The organism is Paraburkholderia sp. BGA-UO-ETr-F12 (assembly GCF_059567945.1).
In genome coordinates, this window is sequence record NZ_JCAQOZ010000056.1 from 329,086 (window position 1) to 347,616 (window position 18,531).

General features: G+C 60.1%; 15 protein-coding genes. 11 read left to right on the top strand and 4 right to left on the bottom strand.

Features of this window, described 5'->3' with window-relative positions:
- Positions 1-155 precede the first annotated feature (155 nt).
- Both phnY and phnA read right to left on the bottom strand, forming a co-directional pair.
- Positions 156-1,613, bottom strand: coding sequence for a phosphonoacetaldehyde dehydrogenase (gene phnY / locus AC57B6_RS25455; protein ID WP_028194088.1), 1,458 nt, complete (start codon positions 1,611-1,613; stop codon positions 156-158).
- 34 nt (positions 1,614-1,647) lie between these two features.
- Positions 1,648-2,883 carry a phosphonoacetate hydrolase gene (gene phnA, locus AC57B6_RS25460; RefSeq protein ID WP_028194087.1) on the bottom strand — a complete coding sequence of 412 codons (1,236 nt, stop codon included), beginning with the start codon at positions 2,881-2,883 and terminating at the stop codon, positions 1,648-1,650.
- Between the two features lie 426 nt (positions 2,884-3,309).
- Between phnA and AC57B6_RS25465 the strand changes: the two genes are divergently transcribed.
- The 9 genes from AC57B6_RS25465 (at position 3,310) to AC57B6_RS25505 (ending at position 13,730) form a co-directional block, all read left to right on the top strand.
- Positions 3,310-4,401 (top strand): putative 2-aminoethylphosphonate ABC transporter ATP-binding protein, encoded by a 1,092-nt coding sequence (locus AC57B6_RS25465; protein ID WP_496422337.1) that lies wholly within the window; start codon positions 3,310-3,312, stop codon positions 4,399-4,401.
- Complete coding sequence (locus AC57B6_RS25470; RefSeq protein ID WP_496422338.1) at positions 4,398-6,125, top strand: putative 2-aminoethylphosphonate ABC transporter permease subunit; 1,728 nt, start codon at positions 4,398-4,400, stop codon at positions 6,123-6,125. Before AC57B6_RS25465 ends, AC57B6_RS25470 begins: the two co-directional genes overlap by 4 nt.
- Positions 6,126-6,156: 31 nt before the next feature.
- Entirely contained in the window at positions 6,157-7,545 is a 1,389-nt protein-coding gene (locus tag AC57B6_RS25475) for an FAD-dependent oxidoreductase (protein WP_496422339.1), read from the top strand.
- Positions 7,546-7,581: 36 nt separating this feature from the next.
- Positions 7,582-7,821 carry a hypothetical protein gene (locus AC57B6_RS25480; RefSeq protein ID WP_406868827.1) on the top strand — a complete coding sequence of 80 codons (240 nt, stop codon included), beginning with the start codon at positions 7,582-7,584 and terminating at the stop codon, positions 7,819-7,821.
- Positions 7,822-8,071: 250 nt separating this feature from the next.
- Positions 8,072-9,079: a putative 2-aminoethylphosphonate ABC transporter substrate-binding protein gene (locus tag AC57B6_RS25485; protein ID WP_496422447.1), complete on the top strand. Its 1,008-nt coding sequence runs from the start codon at positions 8,072-8,074 to the stop codon at positions 9,077-9,079.
- A gap of 209 nt (positions 9,080-9,288) precedes the next feature.
- Positions 9,289-10,008, top strand: a complete 720-nt coding sequence (locus AC57B6_RS25490; RefSeq protein WP_028194081.1) for a phosphonate utilization associated transcriptional regulator — start codon at positions 9,289-9,291, stop codon at positions 10,006-10,008.
- A gap of 272 nt (positions 10,009-10,280) precedes the next feature.
- Positions 10,281-10,778: an amidase family protein gene (locus tag AC57B6_RS25495; protein WP_496422340.1), complete on the top strand. Its 498-nt coding sequence runs from the start codon at positions 10,281-10,283 to the stop codon at positions 10,776-10,778.
- A 494-nt stretch (positions 10,779-11,272) separates the two neighbouring features.
- The gene (locus AC57B6_RS25500) at positions 11,273-12,505 is read left to right on the top strand and encodes an alkaline phosphatase family protein (RefSeq protein ID WP_496422341.1); all 1,233 of its coding nucleotides are present in this window, start codon (positions 11,273-11,275) and stop codon (positions 12,503-12,505) included.
- Positions 12,506-12,509: 4 nt separating this feature from the next.
- A complete protein-coding gene (locus AC57B6_RS25505; protein ID WP_496422342.1) occupies positions 12,510-13,730 on the top strand; it encodes a cytochrome-c peroxidase in 1,221 nt (406 codons plus the stop codon).
- 212 nt (positions 13,731-13,942) lie between these two features.
- Here AC57B6_RS25505 and AC57B6_RS25510 read toward each other — a convergent pair whose 3' ends face one another.
- Positions 13,943-14,914 (bottom strand): helix-turn-helix domain-containing protein, encoded by a 972-nt coding sequence (locus AC57B6_RS25510; RefSeq protein ID WP_496422343.1) that lies wholly within the window; start codon positions 14,912-14,914, stop codon positions 13,943-13,945.
- Positions 14,915-15,007: 93 nt separating this feature from the next.
- Between AC57B6_RS25510 and AC57B6_RS25515 the strand changes: the two genes are divergently transcribed.
- Entirely contained in the window at positions 15,008-16,252 is a 1,245-nt protein-coding gene (locus AC57B6_RS25515; RefSeq protein ID WP_496422344.1) for a DUF1479 domain-containing protein, read from the top strand.
- A 344-nt stretch (positions 16,253-16,596) separates the two neighbouring features.
- Positions 16,597-17,436, top strand: a complete 840-nt coding sequence (locus AC57B6_RS25520) for an FkbM family methyltransferase (RefSeq protein ID WP_454807907.1) — start codon at positions 16,597-16,599, stop codon at positions 17,434-17,436.
- Positions 17,437-17,476: 40 nt separating this feature from the next.
- Here AC57B6_RS25520 and AC57B6_RS25525 read toward each other — a convergent pair whose 3' ends face one another.
- The gene (locus tag AC57B6_RS25525) at positions 17,477-18,478 is read right to left on the bottom strand and encodes an AraC family transcriptional regulator (RefSeq protein ID WP_030099077.1); all 1,002 of its coding nucleotides are present in this window, start codon (positions 18,476-18,478) and stop codon (positions 17,477-17,479) included.
- Positions 18,479-18,531: the final 53 nt, after the last annotated feature.

Genomic DNA, 18,531 nt, shown 5'->3' on the forward strand with positions numbered 1-18,531 from the left:
GTCAAGCTTGAATTGAGCGAGTGCGCCGACGCCGGCGCGGCCATAACGATCGCGACGCTCAGACGAAGATGCGTGCGCGAATGGAGGAGAACATGTCGGAATCATTCTTCCCGATGTTCGCGGCGTTCGCCGGAGACACCGGGAAAAATCGATGCTCAACTCCAGGGCAGCGAGTATGTCTTCACGTGAGTGAAACTCTTCATCGCTTCCTGCACCCCTTCCTTGTAACCCAGACCCGAGTCCTTGATGCCGCCGAACGGCGTGAGTTCAAGCCGATAACCGGGTACTTCACGCACATTGACACTGCCGACTTCGAGTTCGGCGATGAAGCGCGTGATGTAGTCCATCCGATTCGTGCAGACCGAGGACGACAGTCCATAGTCGGTCGAATTCGAAATCCGGATCGCGTCGTCGATGTCGCGGAACCGGATCACCGGCGACACCGGTCCGAAGGTTTCGTATTTGACGAGCGGCATATCGGGCGTCACGTGGTCCACGACGGTCGGCGAGTAGAGCGCGCCTTTGCGAATGTTGCCGTACAGCAGTTTCGCGCCGCGGCTCACCGCGTCGTTGACCTGCGCTTCGAAGAACTTTGCTGCGGCCTCGTCGATGACGGTGCCCATATCGGTGGCCGGGTCTGCCGGGTCGCCATAGCGCACCGCGCGGGTCTTTTCCACCAGCAACTCGACAAAGCGGTCGGCCACCGCTTCATGCACCAGCATCCGCTTGACCGCCGTGCAGCGCTGGCCGGAGTTCTTGTACGAGCCCGACACGGCGAGCGTGCTGGCCTCGTCGAGATCGGCGTCCTCCATGACGATAATCGGGTCGTTGCCGCCAAGTTCGAGCACTGCACGCCGGTAGCCCATTTTCTCGGCGATGTATTTGCCGATTGGCACGCCTCCGGTGAAGGTGATCAGATCCACGTGCTCGTTGGTGATCAGTTCGTCGGCAATCTCTTTGGGGTCGCCGGTGAGAACCTGCAGCATTTCCTGAGGCAGGCCGGCGGTGTACAGGATGTCGGCGAGCAGATAGGTGGACAGCGGCACCTTTTCCGACGGCTTGACCACGATCCGGTTGTTCGTCGCGATGGACGGCACGATCTTGTGCGCGACCTGGTTCATCGGGTGGTTAAACGGCGTGATGGCGGAAATCACGCCCAGCAGAGGATCGCGCAACGTATAGACGCGCCGTTTCTTGCCATGGGGCGTCAGATCGCAGGAAAACACCTGGCCGTCGTCCTTGAGCGCCTCGTTTGCGCCGAAGATCAGCACGTCGCTGACGCGGCCCGCTTCGTACAGGGAGTCCTTCCGGCACAGACCGGCCTCGGCGGTGATCAGCGCGGAAATCTCTTCGGTGCGCTCCCGCACGATCTCGGCGGCACGCCGCAGGATCTGCGAGCGCTCGTAGCGGGTGAGTCTGGCGCGGTAAGCGTGGGCGTACGCGAAGGCGCGCTTCACGTCGGCGAGCGTAGCCTTGGGCACGGTGCCGACCAGCTCGCCGTTGTACGGATTCAGAACCTCGATGACCTGTTCGCGCCGGATCTGTTCTCCGCAGATTCGAAGGGCTTCATGACGGACCGGCAAAGATGGCCGCGATTCCACGATGGCATTCATGCTGTCTCCTGATGTGCAAGAAGGTTATTGACGACTATTGAAGGTGGTTGAGCGCGAGGTCGAGGATGTCGAAATTGCGCAGACGCTTTCTCTGAGACACGGCCTGTGTCACCGGGCGGCTGAAAAGCAGCGGCACTGTCTGTTCGGAGAGGCCGCCGTGCGAGCGCAGCGGGGCATTGAGACCCGACAGGTCGTGGCGCGATTCGCTGGTGCCGAGCACGACATGCCGCCCGGAAACCACGATGATGTCGCCGAGTCGATCACGCGGCAGCTCGAAGCGCTCGCAGCCTTCCGCGCCAGTGAGCGCCAGTTCGATGCCTGTGCGCTCGCGCAGTTTGGCCAGTACTCGAGCCTGATCGACCGAAGCCGGCAGGTAGATCGTGGCAAACGAGCCCAGGGCTCCGTGGTGCACCACATACGGATCGGTAATCGGCAGGATCACGCGTGCCACGCCGGCACCGAGCCATGCGTCCAGTTCGTCCTGCAGATAGATCACATTCGGCTTGCCGGCCGCGTCATGCTTGTCGTTCATGCCGTGGTCCGCCGTAATCGCGACGGTGGCCCCGAGCTCGGCCATGCGTTGCAAGTAGGGGTCCATCATTTCGTAGAACGCGTTGGCCCCGGTGCTGCCCGGTGCGCACTTGTGCTGCACGTAGTCGGTGGTCGACAGGTACATCAGGTCGATGGGGCGGGTCTCGAGGAGGCGCACGCCGGCCGCGAACACGAACTCGGACAGGTCGGCGCTGTACACGTCCGGCACCGGCTTGCCCACCAGCTCCACCACACCCGTGATGCCGTTTTCGGCCTGGGTAACTTCATCGGCTTTCTCGGACGAGAAGCAAATACCGTTCAGTTTGTTGCCAAGCAGGCGGCGCAGTTTGTCCTTCGCGGTAACGACCGCGACCTTTGCACCCGCGTCGGCGAACGCGGCCAATACCGTCGGTGCACGCAGGTACTTCGGGTCGTTCATCAACACTTCGGCGCCGCTCTCGCGATCGAAGAAGTAGTTGCCGCTGATGCCGTGTACGGAGGGGGGCACGCCCGTCACGATCGACAGGTTGTTCGGGTTCGTGAAGCTCGGTACGACACAGTCGCCTTTGAGCGCGGCGCCATTTTCCAGAATCCGGGCCAGAAACGGAGCGACCCCGGCGCGAGCCGCCTCCGTCAAATAGTCGTATTCGCAACCGTCCACACAGACCACGACGAGAGGCTGGTCCATCCACCGGTAGTCACGCCCATTTACGTTGAGCGTTCGAGTGTTCGTGTTCATGAGGTTTTCCTTTGAGCGATCAGGTGAGGGTTGAGAGCGGTATTCCGATGCGCCGGGTTTCGCTGTGAGCGGTCTGAATTAGGGGTTTCCACGGGACGCATCGAAAAGTGTTTTTGCATGCTTGACATTAAACTTCGTGAATCGTAGATTGTCAACAACATGCAGATGGCAAAATACACTCTACGGGTAGATGGCCCGCGAGCCCTCAGCCGGGCGAAATTTCGCGGGCATCGACGTATGGGGTCAGAAGGCGGCCGTGTCGGTCGAGCGGATGAGTGTTCTTGCCTGATAGCCATGGGTTCGGGAGGAGACCGCGCGACCGCGAAGCCGTAGTCGCCGTGAAATCAAGGAAGTGCGGGCGTTGTCGGCTAAGACCTGCAAGGGCCAGAGCACGGCGGCGGAAGAGTAATTTCCAGGAGGATGACGATGTCGGATTACCTGCGCATCGAAGGGATTCACAAGCAGTTCGGTTCGACCCCGGTTCTGAAGGATGTCAATCTGACAATCTTCAAGGGGGAAATGGTCTGTTTTCTGGGCCCTTCGGGTTGCGGCAAGACCACCTTGCTGCGAATCGTCGCGGGTCTGGAGACGCAAAGCGCGGGCACCATCGCGCAGGCCGGCAAGGACATTTCGATGCTGCCGCCCATGCTGCGCGATTACGGCATCGTGTTTCAGTCGTACGCGCTGTTTCCGAATCTCACGGTCAACGAGAACGTCGCCTACGGTCTGACGAACCGGAAAGTGCGCAAAGCGGTGATCCGCGAGCGTGTGGCCGAACTGCTCGCGCTCGTCGGTCTGCCCGATAGCGGCCCAAAACATCCCGGTCAACTGTCCGGCGGCCAGCAGCAGCGCATCGCTCTCGCGCGGGCGCTGGCTACTTCGCCCGGTCTGTTGTTGCTCGACGAACCCTTGTCCGCGCTCGATGCGCGGGTGCGGGTTCGTTTGCGTCAGGAGATCCGCCAGCTGCAACAGCGTCTCGGGGTGACGACGATCATGGTGACGCACGATCAGGAGGAGGCGCTTTCGATGGCCGACCGCATCGTGGTGATGAATCACGGCATGATCGAGCAAATCGGCACACCGACCGAGATTTATCGCGAGCCCGCAACGCCGTTCGTTGCCGACTTTGTCGGCAAGGCCAACATTCTGCCGGCCACCGTGAGTGCGAACGGCGCGATCCAGGTGGGTGACGTCGGCCTGAACTGCGTGAAGGTGAGCGAGTCGCTCAAGGGCGGTTCGCGAGTGTCGCTGTTCCTGCGTCCGGAGGATCTCGTCGTGCGGGGCGTCGACACGAAAGCCGGCAACACGCTGAGTGGCCGTATCGGGAAGCTGGAATTTCTGGGAGCATTCTGCCGGGTCAGCGTTCAGGTGGACGGCATGCCCGGGACCGAAGTACTGGCCGATCTGTCGTATCACGATATGACTGAATTCGACCTGCAGGAAGGCTCGGTGCTTAATCTCGCTGTCCTCGGCAACCGCGTGCGGATCTTCGGTGAAGACCAGCGGAGGGTGCAATGAGTACGACACTCACCGAACCGGGAAAAGACGCGATGCTTGCCGAAGTACGGCAACGTACTCACTGGCAGGATCGCATCGGCCATGCCGGCATGCTGCTGATGGGATGTTTTCTGCTGCTGGCCCTGCTTGCGCCGCTCACAATGGTCATCATGCGATGCGTCGAGGATCGCGATGGGCGCTTCGTCGGTCTCGCCAATTTCACGTCGTATTTCCGGACCCCGGCACTGTGGAATTCGGTCGGACATTCGCTGTTTATTGCGGTCTCGGTGACGGCGATTACGATTCCGCTCGCCTTCACTTTCGCGTACGCCCTGACGCGCAGTTGCATGCCGCTCAAGGGACTCGTACGCAACATCGCCCTGATTCCGCTTCTCGCACCGACGCTGTTGTCGGCGGTGTCGTTTATTTACTGGTTCGGCAACGCGGGTTTGTTGCGGCGCTGGACAGCCGGTCACAGCATCTATGGCGCACCGGGAATCATCGCCAGTCTGGTGTACGCGGCAATGCCGCACGTGCTGATGATCCTGATTACTGCGCTGTCATTGACGGACGCCCGCCTGTATGAAGCCGCAGACGCGATGGGTACGAGCCGTTTGCGCAAGTTCTTCACGATCACGCTGCCCGGCGCGAAGTATGGGCTGATCAGCGCGACCATGGTGGTGTTCACCATCTGCGTGAACGACTTCGGCGTACCGATCGTGATCGGGGGCTCATACAACGTGCTGTCCACCGACGTGTACAAGCTCATCGTCGGTCTGCAGGATTTCAATACCAGCGCGGTGGTGAGCATCCTGCTGCTGTTGCCGGCACTCCTTAGCTTTGCTACCGACTTTTTCGTCAGGCGCAAACAGCGTTCGCTGCTTGGCGCGCGCTCGGTGCCATATGAACCTAAGAGGTCGCGCGGTTTCGACCTGGCGATGCTGGCGTACTGCAGTGTCGTGTGTTTTCTGATGATGGCGATTGTCGGGATTTCGATTTATGGCTCGTTTGTCCACTTCTGGCCGTACAACCTGACGCTCGGGCTGAGTCATTACCGGATGGGGCTCATCGGCGCGGGCATCATCGGCGCGTACAAAAACAGCCTGGAAATGGCGGCGCTGGTCGCGACAGCGGGGACTATGCTGGTGTTTGGCGGGGCCTATCTGGTCGAGAAAACGCGCGGCATGGATTGGCTGCGCCCAGTCATCAATCTGTGCGCGGTATTGCCGATGGGTGTGCCGGGTCTGGTACTCGGGATTGGTTATATCTTCTTCTTCAATCATCCGGCCAATCCGCTTAATTTTCTCTACGGGTCGCTGCCGCTGCTTGCCATCGTCACGATCATTCACTACTACTCGTCGAGCCATCTGACCGCCATTACCGCGCTCAAACAGATCGACAACGAGTTCGAGGCGGTATCCGCGTCGCTGAAAGTGCCGTTCTATGTCACGTTTTTCCGCGTCACCGTGCCGGTATGTTTGCCGGCCATTCTGGAAATTAGCCGCTATTTCTTCATTAACGGCATGACGACGATCTCGGCGGTTGCCTTCCTTTACTCCCCGGGTACGCAACCGGCGTCGGTGGCGATCCTGAATCTCGATGAAGCCGGACAGATCGGGCCAGCCGCGGCGATGGCAACGCTGATTGTGGTGACCTCGACCCTCGTGTGTGTGCTCTATGCGTTAGTGAATCGCTTCCTGTTGGCACGCACGCAGCGCTGGCGCTATACGTCGCGCAACCGATAACACACCCTGGCAGAGCAAACAGGAAATAACGATGAGACCTTTCTGGCTTGAACAGGCACTGCGCGGCGAAGCGTCTGACGCGCCGGCTTTGCAGGGCGCAGTAAACGCCGATGTGTGTATCGTCGGCGGCGGCTTTACCGGTCTTTGGACAGCGCTGCAATTAAAGCGCGCCAATCCGCATCTGGATGTCGTGCTGATCGAAGCGGATATTTGCGGTGCGGGTGCGAGTGGCCGTAACGGCGGTTGCTTGTTGACCTGGGAAACCCGTTTTCTCACACTGCGCCGACTGTTCGGCGAAAGTGAGGCACTACGGCTCGTAGAGGCTTCTCGCCAGACGGTCGATAAGATCACGGCCTTCTGCCGCGAGCATCGAATCGATGCGCAGATTCGCGTCGACGGCACGTTATACACCGCGACGAGCGCCGCTCAGATCGGCAGCGCCGAGGCCGTCAAAGCCGCGTTGGATGAACGCGGCATCGGCTCATTCGTCAGCCTCGACGTCGAAGAAGTCCGCCGGCGCGCAGGGTCGAAGCGGCACCTCGCGGGTGATTTCTCGCCTGTCGCCGCGACGGTGCAGCCCGCCTTGCTCGTGCGCGGATTGCGGCGCGTCGCCTTGGAGATGGGCGTTCGCCTGTACGAGAAGACCGCCTTCGAATCGCTGAGTTATGTGCCGGGTCCGCTGGTCCGCACGACGTACGGAGAGGTGCGCGCAAAGCGCGTCGTGTTGGCGATCAACGCGTGGATGGCAAAAACCTTCCCGCAGTTCGAGCGCAGCATTGCGCTCGTATCGAGCGACATGATCATCACCGAACGCGCACCTGAAATTCTGGAGCGTCTGGGATTCAGGAGCGGTCTATCGGTGCTGGATTCACGGACCTTTGTCTACTACTACCGCACTACACCCGATGGCAGGCTGATGCTCGGCAAGGGCGGCAATACGTTTGCGTATGGCGGCCGCGTGCTGCCGGTATTCGATCAACCCTCGCCGTATCGGGCGGCGCTCGCGCGCGATCTGAGCGGGTTTTTTCCTGAACTCGCGTCGGTGCCGATCGCCGCAAGCTGGAACGGGCCGTCAGATCGGTCGGCCACCGGCTTGCCGTTCTTTGGCCGGCTCGACGAACGGCATGACGTGTTCTACGGCTTCGGCTATTCAGGCAACGGCGTCGGACCGAGCTATATGGGCGGGGAGATCCTGTCTTCGCTCGTACTCGGTCTCGACAATGCGTGGACGCGTTCACCGCTCGTTCGTGGGCCGCGCGGCGTGTTCCCGCCGGAACCGATTCGCTACGTGGGTTCACTTGTCGTACGCGACGCGATTCGCCGCAAGGAAAGCGCGGAGGACGCCGGCGCCAAACCCTGGTTCTTCGATGTCGCGCTCAGCCGTCTCGCGCAAGCGGCGGGCAAGTCCGACAAGGCGTGACATCTATCAGATCTACTAACAGTACGGAGACGAAACGTGAATGCGACCTTTCACGCGCCGGAGGATCCGGCTTACGAGTTCCGCACGTTCTACGAAAAGGTCAGGGCCAAGGGCTTCATCCTTTACCAGGGAAACCTGACTGAAGTCGATACGTTTCGTGTCGGATGTATTGGTGACGTCGACCGCGATGTCATGCGCAGCGCAGTAAGGGCGATCGAGAAAACACTCGCGGAAATGGGCGTGAAGCAGATTTCACCCCACAAGATCGTCGCGTAAGAGCACGAAGACGGTTGCGTCGCCCGCGCGGCTCACCCGGGTGTTGGTGGCATTTTCGTTAGCGTTCTGGTTTGAAAGGCGGACAAGCCACTGTTGTCAGCGGCAATCTCATCACGTCAGCGCATTGATACGCCGGCGACGGTGAGGTCTTTGTGAAAAATCCTCATACCGGGAGTAAGAAATGTTCAAGCAAACAGTCACCGCTCAGCGCAGCGCGCGCCCTTTGCACCGTGTCCGTACGATCGCGCTAATGACGACTGCCGCGATAGCGCTGCTGGTCGGCAGCACGGCTACGGTGGTCGCCAAGACCACGCTGCTGGTCTATACAGCGCTCGAGGACGAGCAACTCAAGCCGTACGCGGACGCATTCGAGCAAGCCAACCCGGACATCGAGATCAAATGGGTACGTGACTCGACTGGCGTGATCACAGCCAAGGTTCTTGCCGAAAAGAACAACCCCCAGGCCGATGCGATCTGGGGTCTCGCCGCGACCAGCATCGCGAAGTTCGAAAGCGACGGCATGTTGTTGCCGTATGCGCCGAAGAATCTGCCTGCCATGAGCGCTGCGTACCGCGACCCTAAATCGCCGCCGAACTGGTTTGGCATGGACGTATGGGGCGCGACGATCTGCTTCAACACCGCGGCTGCCGCGGAGCAGCATTTGCCTAAGCCGCAGAGCTGGCAGGACCTGACGAAACCGGTCTACAAGGGCAAGATCGTGATGGCGGACCCTGCCTCCTCGGGGACGGGATATTTCGACGTGACCGCATGGTTGCAACTGTTCGGCGAGCAGGGCGGCTGGCAATTCATGGATGCGCTCGACAAGAACATCGCGCAGTACAACCATTCGGGTTCCGCGCCGTGCACGATGGCTGCATCAGGTGAGTATCCAATCGGAATCTCGTTCGAATACCGCGCGGCTACCCTGAAGGCGCAGGGCGCACCGATTGATCTTGTGTTCCCGAAGGAGGGGCTGGGTTGGGATCTGGAGGCGTTCGCGATCATGAAGAACACGACGAAGCTGGACGCGGCGAAAAAGCTTGCCGACTTTGCGTCGAGCCGGGAAGCGAACTCGCTGTACGCGAGAAGCTATGCGATCACGGCAGTGCCTGGGACGGCCAAACCGCTGCCGAATGTGCCGGCGAATTACGCCAGCCTGCTGGTCAAAAACGACTTCACGTGGGCGGCAAACAACCGCGCCAAAATCCTTGCGCAATGGGCTCAGCGCTATTCGTCGAAGAGCGAGACCAGGCAGTAGCCCGCAAAATCAGCGCGAAGCGACCAAAGAGAGCTTGCGGATGCGCCGCGCCGCAATTGATCTTTACACTGACGCCTATGCCGCTGCCGGCACGACCCTGTCTCCAGACGTTCCTGCGGCGCTCTTCAAATGCCTTACCAAGCCGTCATTTTGTTGACAGTTGACGATTCAGTCTGCTAATGTTGGACATTAATTCTGCTCTGTCCGCCATGAGTGACGCGCCATCGATCGGTACAATCCAGTTGCTTAAAAAGCACTCGCTGACAACGCTTGTGCAGGACGAGCTCGAACGCCTGATTCTGCGTGGCGAACTCGCTCCGGGTGACAAGCTGAACGAGGCACAACTGGCCACTCGGCTGGGCGTCTCGCGCGGTCCGGTGCGGGAAGCTTTTCGCGCGCTCGAACAGGCGGGATTGCTGCGCACGGAAAAGAATCACGGCGTATCGGTGAAGATGTTGTCCCTTAAGGAAGCGGAAGAGATCTATCAGGTCCGCGCCATGTTGGACGAACACATTGGCCGATTGCTGGCCAATGGTATCTCGGCCGAACATCTGAACTCGCTGCGCCAGATTGTCGAGTCGATGAAACGCGCGCAGAACAGTCACGACGCGCAGACTTACGGCCACCTGAACCTGCAGTTTCATGACACGATGGCTGCGGCGGTCGGCAACGAGAAATTGCTCGATACGTACCGGGGTCTCGTACGCGAACTCAGCCTGTTCCGGCAAACAGCCCTGACGCTTGACGAAGAAGCGATCGAGCAGTCTGCTCACGAGCACGAAGCGATCATCGAGGCAATTGCCGCTGGTGATTCGAATCTCACTGAGAGCTTGATCCGAAGCCACCTGGATCATGGCCGGGAACGCATACGGCGGTCGCGTCAGGTCCGCGAGGCGAACGAGCAGAGTTCGGTGCCCGAGGTGAATTGAGCGGCTTGCTTGCGCAATCGCTCAATGTCCCGCTCGCGATACCGGCCAAGTTCGACGATGTCGAATCGGTGGATGTGATAATCGAGCGTCGCCTTCCCCAACACCATGACGGTCTCCACCGCGCGCTGCCATGTCGATGAAGATGTCATCCGCGTCACTGCTCGTCCGAGTCTCCCCAACTGGCCTCGAGATTGCTTGAGCGAATATCCGCATAGGCGCTGGTGCAGGTGCACGGTCCGTGATTAGCAAATCGACCGGATCTGGTGCGGAACGTGGAATTCGGGAGCTGGAACGCGCTTGCCGCCTTGGGGCAACACGGCGGCCTGGTGGCGGCGGAGGCGTGGGCATGGCACGTCGATCTGATCGCGAGGCAGGCGGATCGGTATGACCCGCGGGTTTTGTCCCGCATCCGTTTCGGCAGCCAGCAAAGTACGGCGGAGTACCAGTGTACCAAGGCGCGCCGTGCGCTGTTATGCCGGCAGGCTGACGGCGAGTTGCAGCCGTTCGACGCGGTGGTGTGTCCGACTGTGCCGATCGTTGCCCCACGGATTGCGGATCTGGCTGATGAAAGTGTCTATACGTCGACAAATCGGCTGCTGCTGCGCAATCCGGCAATTGCCAACATGCTCGATCTATGCGCGTTATCCGTGCCTTGCCATGAGGCAGGCAAGGCACCGGTTGGCCTGATGTTGATGGGGCGGCACATGGGCGACCGGCGTCTGCTTGCGATCGGTGCCAGCGTCGAAGCGATTCTGCGTAAAACCGGCTGACTTCTTCGTGCATGGAATCGGCGCACGGCGCCTCTTTGCTATCGCCCACAGCGCGATCCTGGCGGCCCGATCCCTGCGGCCTGATGAGCCGTTATGCGCGTCCGTCGCTCGCGGCCCTCATGTGCCCGAAGCGTCCACTCCATGATTGAAGTCCCGCACCGCTTGATAGATCTGCTCTGCTGTATTCACAACGAACGGTCCGATTGAACTGCTGGCCATGCCGTTGTCGCTGCGCCGACGGTGTGGGCCGCGGAGCTGCAGTCGTCGTTTCTCCCTAGTCGAGATGGACTACGTGCGGTTAAACCTGCCATGTTAGCCTCGCCATGCACAAAAACGGCTGTCCCGATCGCAGGATACGCCGGTTCTTTTTGCAAATGGGCCGTGATGGGTGATCGCGGGTTCATCGATTCAATCTGATTTAGTTCGGTATACAAAATAATAGAAAGGTGTATCGAACCAATCAGGTTGGTAAAACACAATTGAAAGGGAAAGGAATGTCAAAACGCACGTGGATGCGCACACTTTTCGCTGCCATTTCTGCCGCCTTAATTGGCGTTATCGTTGCCGCATGCGGCTCATCGTCTTCATCGATCGCACAGACCGGGCAGCAGCAGATTCGCCACGTCTTCGTCATCACGCTCGAAAACGAAAACTACGCGACCACGTTCGGCGCCAGCAGCAAGGCGCCGTATCTGTCGCAGACGCTGGCATCGCAAGGCGCGTTGGTGCAGCAGTACTACGGCACCGGGCACGTGAGCCTCGACAACTACATCTCGATGATCAGCGGTCAGGCGCCGACGCCGGAAACGGATAATGATTGCCCGATCTATCAGGATTTCACACTGACCGGCATGACGCCCGATGGTCAGGCGATCGGCTCGGGCTGCGTGTATCCGGCCAGCATCAAGACATTGCCGGACCAGTTGAAGGCCGCCGGCTACACCTGGAAGGGCTATGAAGACGACATGGGTAACGACCCGACGCGCGAAGCCGCTACGTGCGGTCATCCGACGCTCAACACGACCGACCTCACGCAGATTGGAGAAGCACCGAGTGCAGTGGTACCGCAGGGCGACCAGTACGCGACGCGTCACAACCCGTTCATGTACTTCCACTCAATCATCGATTCGCCCGATTGCGGCCAGAACGTCGTGAATCTGAACAGGCTCACCACCGACCTGCAGTCGATCTCGACCACCGCCAACTTCAACCTGATCACGCCGAACCTGTGCGACGACGGTCACGATTCGCCGTGCGTGAACGGCCAGCCGGGCGGCCTGACGAGCGCGAACACGTTCCTGCAGAAGTGGGTGCCGATTATTACCGCCTCGCCGGCATTCCAGAAGGACGGCCTGCTGATCATCAACTTCGACGAAAGCAGCTACGCGTCCGTGACCCAGCCTTCGGCGGGCCAAACGCAACTGACCTTTGCGGGGACAACCTGCTGTAGCCAGCAGCCCGGCCCGAATCTGCCGGCGTTCCCGCAGACTTCGTCGCTGACGTACAAGGGCTTGACGATCAACCTGACCAAGCAGAGCTTTGGCGGCGACCAGACCGGCGCGGTGATGATTTCGAGGTTCATCAAGCCGGGGACGGTGTCGACGGTGCAGTACAACCACTACTCGATGCTCAAGAGCATTGAAGACATCTTCCAGCTGGGTTATCTGGGCTATGCAGGGCAGGCGGGCCTGGTCGGATTCGGCAACGACATCTTCACGAACCTCTAAGCCGATGATGGTCTCCGCAACGCGATTCGCAGCGCGCGCTGTACTGGCGGGCGCTGCACTGCTACCGATAGCAGCGTGCGCGACGCCCAACGACGCACAGCCCGTCTACAGCGACGCCGCGGCGCTCGGCAAGCTGATGTTCTTCGATGCGTCGTTGTCGGGCTCGGGCAAGATGTCGTGCGCGAGCTGCCATAGCCCGTCGCACGCGTACGGCCCGCCTAACGGGCTGGCCGCGCAGTTCGGCGGCCCCGACATGCACCGGCAAGGCACGCGCGCCGTGCCGAGCTTGCGCTACGTGCTGAACCGCACGCCGATGTGGAGTCATGCGCAGGCGGCCAGCCTGTCCGAGCGGCTGAGCGAGACGGACAACGCACCGGTTGGCGGCTTCGGCTGGGACGGGCGCTTTAACCAGTTGCACGATCAGGCGAGCTTTCCGCTGTTCAATCCCAATGAGATGGCCAACCGGGACCCGGCAGCCGTCCTCGCGAAACTGGAGCGGGCGCCCTATGCCGCCCGCTTCAGGGAAGTGTTTGGCCAGAACATTTTCGTGGACCGCACGAAAGCGTTCGCCCAGGCGATGGCCGCGATCGAGCGTTTCGAGCTCGAAGATCCGAGCTTCCACCCCTACACCAGCAAGTTCGATTACTACCTCGACGGCAAAGTGCAACTGACGGCGCAGGAGTTGAGAGGCAAGAAACTGTTCGACAGTCCGACGGGCGGCAATTGCGCCTCCTGCCACATCGACCAGATAGGCGTCGACGGCTCGCATCCGCTTTTCACCGACTTCAACTTCCAGGCGCTCGGTGTGCCGCGCAATCCTGAGTTGCGTGCGAACGCCGACCCGAAGTACTTCGATATGGGGTTGTGTGGGCCGTTGCGCACGGATCAGTCGGGCGACAAAAGCAACTGCGGACTCTTCAAGTCGGTGTCGCTGCGTAATACGGCGACGCGCCAGGTGTTCTTCCACAACGGCCGCTTTCATACGCTGAAGGACGCACTGCGCTTTTACGTGCAGCGCGACACCAATCCGGCGAAGTGGTATCCGAAAGACGCGCACGGCAAGGTCGATAAATTCAACGACCTGCCGGTTGCGCTGCGGGTGAATGTCGATACGACCGATGAGCCGCTTACGCGTAAAGCGGGCGAGCGTCCCGTGTGGTCGGAGCAGGATATCGACGACGTGGCTGCATTTCTTGCGACGCTAACCGATGGATACAAGCGCTAACGGCTTGCGGATTCTGAGCGGCGGCAACCTGAGGCACTGGTAAGCCGCCCACCAGTTGCCGCGCTTTCGCTTCCAGAATCTGCTTCGCGTCAGAGTGAACCGCGTCAGCCTTCGCGAACAACCTGAGTCTCGAACATAAGTACGTCCGGGCAATTCGTCCTGGCGTACTGCCGGTCCGCCAGCGCCGCAAATTCCTGAAGCGCGCGGCACGGTTAGCCGGTCTCTCCGTCGTCTCGCTGACCCGCCAATGTCCGATGCCTTTGAAGCGATGGCGATCGTTCTTTCAGGCGCGCATCTACTTCCTGATCCGCCGCGCCCGCCGATGTGAACAGCCGTCGATATTCAGCCGGCGTGGTTTGTTTGGCGGCCCTGAACTGCCGATTGAAATTGGCGATGTTCGCGAAGCCCGAACGGGTCGCGATGACGGCGACCGGCAGAGTGGTATCAGACAGCATCCGGCATGCGTGCCCGATGCGAACCCGGGCGATATAACGGCCGACGCTTTCACCGATATGCTGAACGAAGTAACGCGTCAGTGTGCGTTCCGACAGGCTCGCAGCCGCGCAGAGTTCCGAGATGCGCAGCGGTTCGGCAAAGCGCGCATCGATCATCGAAAGAACCCGGTTGATCCGTTCGGGTTCGTGGCCGGACGGCCCCGTGGCAGGATGATTGAAAGCACCGGGCGAGGCGAGCGGTTGGCCCGGTGCGTCGGCGAGCATGCACAATATATCGAGGGCGGCGCTCAGGCGCTCGCGTGCCTCGTTCGAGAGTAATTGCGTCAGACGCTCGCGCATCGATTCGCCAGCAGGCGGCTCGAACGCCAAGCCACACGCGGCCCTGCGTAACAGCTTGCGCAGCGGTTCGTATTCGGGGCAGCGATCCGCCATACGCCGCGCCCAATCGCCGTCGAACCAGATAACGATGGCGACCTGTGGCGAAGCTGGGTCGATCGAACGATTCGATGCCCAGGTGTGGGGAAGATCCGGCGGCACGAGGACCAGATCCTCGGCTTCATATGCGTTGACCGAGTCGCCGATGTAGCGCTTGCCATGGCTGTTCATTGTCAGCGTGAGCTCATACTCGGGATGGTGATGCCACTCGAACGGAATACGCGGAAGCCGCCGATGGTAAACCCGGAGCGAACAGTCCTTGCCGAACTCGACGTGTTCATAGGCTGGTTTCATGGCCGGAAACGCAAATTAATTGGCTGAATAGTATCACCATGGAGTGCGTTCACATCATATCCTCGCCCATATCCAATCGATAGGGAGACAGTCATGGCGTTGAAAATCGAGGACCTGCCGAGCGCGATCCGGCAAGCGAAAAGAACGTTGCGCGCAGCGTTGCCGAACTACCGGGAGGTCTTCGCCGAAGTCGAAGAATCGATCGGCGCCGAGGCGCAGCGAATCGCCGCGCAACGCGATCGAGGTGAGGATGTCATTCCCGAGATCCAGTTTTCCGACATCACCGAACAACGCGTCACCGCGGACCAGATTGCGCTCGTCAAGGCGCGCGGTGCATGCGTGATCCGGAAGGTATTCCCTCGTGCGCTGGTGCAGGGCTGGGACGAGGATATTGCCCACTATGTCGATCGCAATAACCTCGACAAGCACCTGGAAAACCGCGCCGAAGACAAGTACTTTGGACAACTGGCGTCCAGCAAGCCGCAGATCTATGGCGTGTACTGGTCGAAGCCGCAAGTGCTGGCCCGTCAGTCGGCTGCATTGACCGAGGCACGTGTATTCCTGAACCGGTTGTGGCGCAACGAGAGCGAGGGCCGCGTGCACTTCGATCCGGAGCGCGTGCCGGCTTATGCCGACCGATTGCGCCGCAGGCCACCGGGTTCCGCGTCGCTCGGCTTGTCGGCGCATTGCGATGGCGGCTCGGTCGAGCGCTGGATCGAAAGCAATTTCCGCCAGGTGTATCGCCATGTGTTCGCGGGGAACTGGCGAGACTACGATCCGTTCGACGCGGCGTTCCGACCTGACGTGGAAGAGATCGCGTCGCCCGCCGTATGTTCGATGTTTCGCACGTTCCAGGGCTGGACCGCCCTGACGCCGCAAGGTCCGGGCGACGGCACGCTGCAACTCGTACCGATTGCCAACTCGATGGCGTACATCCTGCTACGCGCGCTACAGGACGATGTTGCCGAGGACGACCTATGCTGTGCGATGCCTGGGCGGGCGCTGTCCATCAAGCCGGAATTTCATGCGCCGTTGTTCGAGGCGCTGTCGTCGATTCCCAAAATGGAAGCGGGCGACACGGTGTTCTGGCACAGCGACGTTATCCACGCGGTCGAAGACGAACATAAGGGCATGGGTTACAGCAATGTCATGTATATCGCCTCGGCGCCCGCATGCGCCAAGAACGACGCTTATCTGAAGCGTCAGTTGCCGAGCTTTCTCAAAGGTGAAAGCCCGCCTGATTTCCCGGCCGATCATTTCGAAGTGGATTTCACCGGACGCGCGACGGTTGACGATCTGACACCGCTTGGCAGCGCGCAACTCGGGTTTGACCTGTAGCTCGAAAAGGACGCCTCACTCGCACCATAACGAGCATGCATGCGTGCTCGTTATGGTTGATTGCGAGTGTCTAATTCTTCAGAGGAAATCTCGTCAATTTACAAGGATGTACGCGCTTTGCGGACTACTCGCTGTCACGCTTTCTGACTGCTATTCTGTTGAGCATCATCGTCGGAGCCCATGCCACGAACCGCCTTATTCTCCATTGAAGAACCCGGATCGCCTCGATCCTTGCAGGCCGTATATGGACCGGCAGCAATCGTATTTCCACAAGTCTCGCTACACGTGGCCGCAGATGCAACAGGATTCCGACCGCACTCAACGCGCGAACAGGAGGAGTTGTCATGTCCATGCTTCAACGAGTTGCCCGATTGCCAAAGAAGTCCTTCGATATGGTCAAAAACGCCACCGTGATTGACAAGCGAAAGCTCTATGCGACGTGGGAGCATATTCAACTGACAAAACTACTGGCCTACCTCGATGTCGATTGCGTTTTCGATATCGGGGCCAGCCAGGGCGAATACGCCGGAATGCTGAGAAAGAAGGCGGGTTATAAAGGCTATATTTTTTCATTCGAACCCAATCCGCACGATGCCCGTATCGCGCGGGAACGCGCTGAGGGCGATGACAAGTGGACCGTAATTGAGCTAGCCATTTCGGAGTCGGACGGTGAGGCAGAGTTCAATGTGATGCGTGCAAGTCAGTTCAGCTCACTGAGCGCGCCGAAGAATGACGATGTCGAACTGTTCCGCCATGTGAATTCGGTCGCGGAGACCATTACGGTAAAGACAGAGCGCCTGGAAACCACGCTACGGCGCTTGCGCGCCGAGTACGGATTCGAACGCCCGTTTCTGAAAATGGACACGCAAGGTTTCGATGTCAAGATCGTGCAGGCCTCAGCGGGCATCATGCGAGAGTTCGTTGGGATGCAAAGCGAGTTGGCGATCGCGAAGCTTTACGAGACCTCGGTCGATTTTCGCGAGGCCATCACGGAGTACGAACGTTGCGGATTTTCGCTTAGTGCTTTCGTTCCGAACAATTCGGGACATTTCCCCTGTCTTCTGGAGATCGATTGCGTGATGATTCGCTCCGATCTCGCGCCAAGTTGGCTCGCTCTCGGTAACGCGCCCGAAAGTTCGGCCTTCCCGGTGTTCGATCCGAACCAGGTATGGTGGACGTCCTGAAAGGGCGCATGCGCATTGCGAGGTGTTTCGCGCAACGCGATCATTTCAGATGACTGTTGCGCCAGTCACGCGGCGTCACGCCAAAGCGTGAATTAAACCAGTTCGTGAAGGAACCCTGCTGCGAATAGCCTAGCAGTGCGGCGACCCGCCCGATGGGGTAGCGTGGGTTGCTCATGTAGCGCACGGCGAGTTCGCCTCTGACTTCCTCGACCAGACGCGAGAAGCTGGTGTGCGCCAGTTCAAGTTGGCGTTGCATGGTGCGAACGCTCAGACGTAGATGGCGGGCAACCCGTTCGACGGTGGCCTGTTCGATGGGCAGCAACAAGTAGATCGCCTTGCGTACTTCCAGCGCGGTCGAATCGACACCCGTCACATTGAGTGAATCCGCGAGGCTCTCGGCATATCGCACCAGCTCCGGGTCAGCGGCGGGATTCGGGTAGTCGAGATCGGCGGCCGCACACACAAAGCCATTGAAATCGCTACCGAACTCCAACGGACAGCCGAAGAACCGGCGATGAAACGTCAGGTCCTTCGGCCCCTGATGAACAAAATGGACTGCGCGCGGTTTCCAGTGATCGCCAAGCAGGGCGCTCGAGTGGCGCCAGAGAACACCGACCGCGAGTTCGATCGCCTGATTCGTTGGGATGCCCGGCTCGACGACCAGTTCTTCGCGGATGGTAACCGTTTCGCCCACGTCCTCGACGTACACAGCAAGCGCTTCGTTCAACAGATGCCGGTACTCTGCCGTGGCCAGCAATACCTCGCGCAGCGTGCGCTTGTGCGCGAGCAGGACATTGACCACTCCGGTACCGAACTTCTGCCGGGTCTCGGCCATCTGCAGCGCGAAAGTCGGGCATGACGCCTTTTCAGCCGTCAGTTCCAGCAGTCGGCACGCGGCGGCTGCCGGAATGCGATCGTCCGGATTCGCAAGCGCAGCGGTATCGATGCCGACCTGCTGTGCAAGCTCGACGGGGTTCAGTCCGGCCCGCCGCGTCACATCGAAATAGCCGCTCATGGCCACCGAGCGCAACATCGTTTCCATTGCTGTGTCTCCGCGCCCATCTCGCAGGCTGCGCCGCTGTGTCTGGTCATGAA

What these genes read in the sequence shown, in the direction of transcription:
- phnY (WP_028194088.1), bottom strand. Translation starts at nt 1,613, where the DNA reads ATGAATGCCATCGTGGAATCGCGGCCATCTTTGCCGGTCCGTCATGAA.
- phnA (WP_028194087.1), bottom strand. Translation starts at nt 2,883, where the DNA reads ATGAACACGAACACTCGAACGCTCAACGTAAATGGGCGTGACTACCGG.
- AC57B6_RS25465 (WP_496422337.1), top strand. Translation starts at nt 3,310, where the DNA reads ATGTCGGATTACCTGCGCATCGAAGGGATTCACAAGCAGTTCGGTTCG.
- AC57B6_RS25470 (WP_496422338.1), top strand. Translation starts at nt 4,398, where the DNA reads ATGAGTACGACACTCACCGAACCGGGAAAAGACGCGATGCTTGCCGAA.
- AC57B6_RS25475 (WP_496422339.1), top strand. Translation starts at nt 6,157, where the DNA reads ATGAGACCTTTCTGGCTTGAACAGGCACTGCGCGGCGAAGCGTCTGAC.
- AC57B6_RS25485 (WP_496422447.1), top strand. Translation starts at nt 8,072, where the DNA reads ATGACGACTGCCGCGATAGCGCTGCTGGTCGGCAGCACGGCTACGGTG.
- AC57B6_RS25490 (WP_028194081.1), top strand. Translation starts at nt 9,289, where the DNA reads ATGAGTGACGCGCCATCGATCGGTACAATCCAGTTGCTTAAAAAGCAC.
- AC57B6_RS25500 (WP_496422341.1), top strand. Translation starts at nt 11,273, where the DNA reads ATGTCAAAACGCACGTGGATGCGCACACTTTTCGCTGCCATTTCTGCC.
- AC57B6_RS25505 (WP_496422342.1), top strand. Translation starts at nt 12,510, where the DNA reads ATGATGGTCTCCGCAACGCGATTCGCAGCGCGCGCTGTACTGGCGGGC.
- AC57B6_RS25510 (WP_496422343.1), bottom strand. Translation starts at nt 14,914, where the DNA reads ATGAAACCAGCCTATGAACACGTCGAGTTCGGCAAGGACTGTTCGCTC.
- AC57B6_RS25515 (WP_496422344.1), top strand. Translation starts at nt 15,008, where the DNA reads ATGGCGTTGAAAATCGAGGACCTGCCGAGCGCGATCCGGCAAGCGAAA.
- AC57B6_RS25520 (WP_454807907.1), top strand. Translation starts at nt 16,597, where the DNA reads ATGTCCATGCTTCAACGAGTTGCCCGATTGCCAAAGAAGTCCTTCGAT.
- AC57B6_RS25525 (WP_030099077.1), bottom strand. Translation starts at nt 18,478, where the DNA reads ATGGAAACGATGTTGCGCTCGGTGGCCATGAGCGGCTATTTCGATGTG.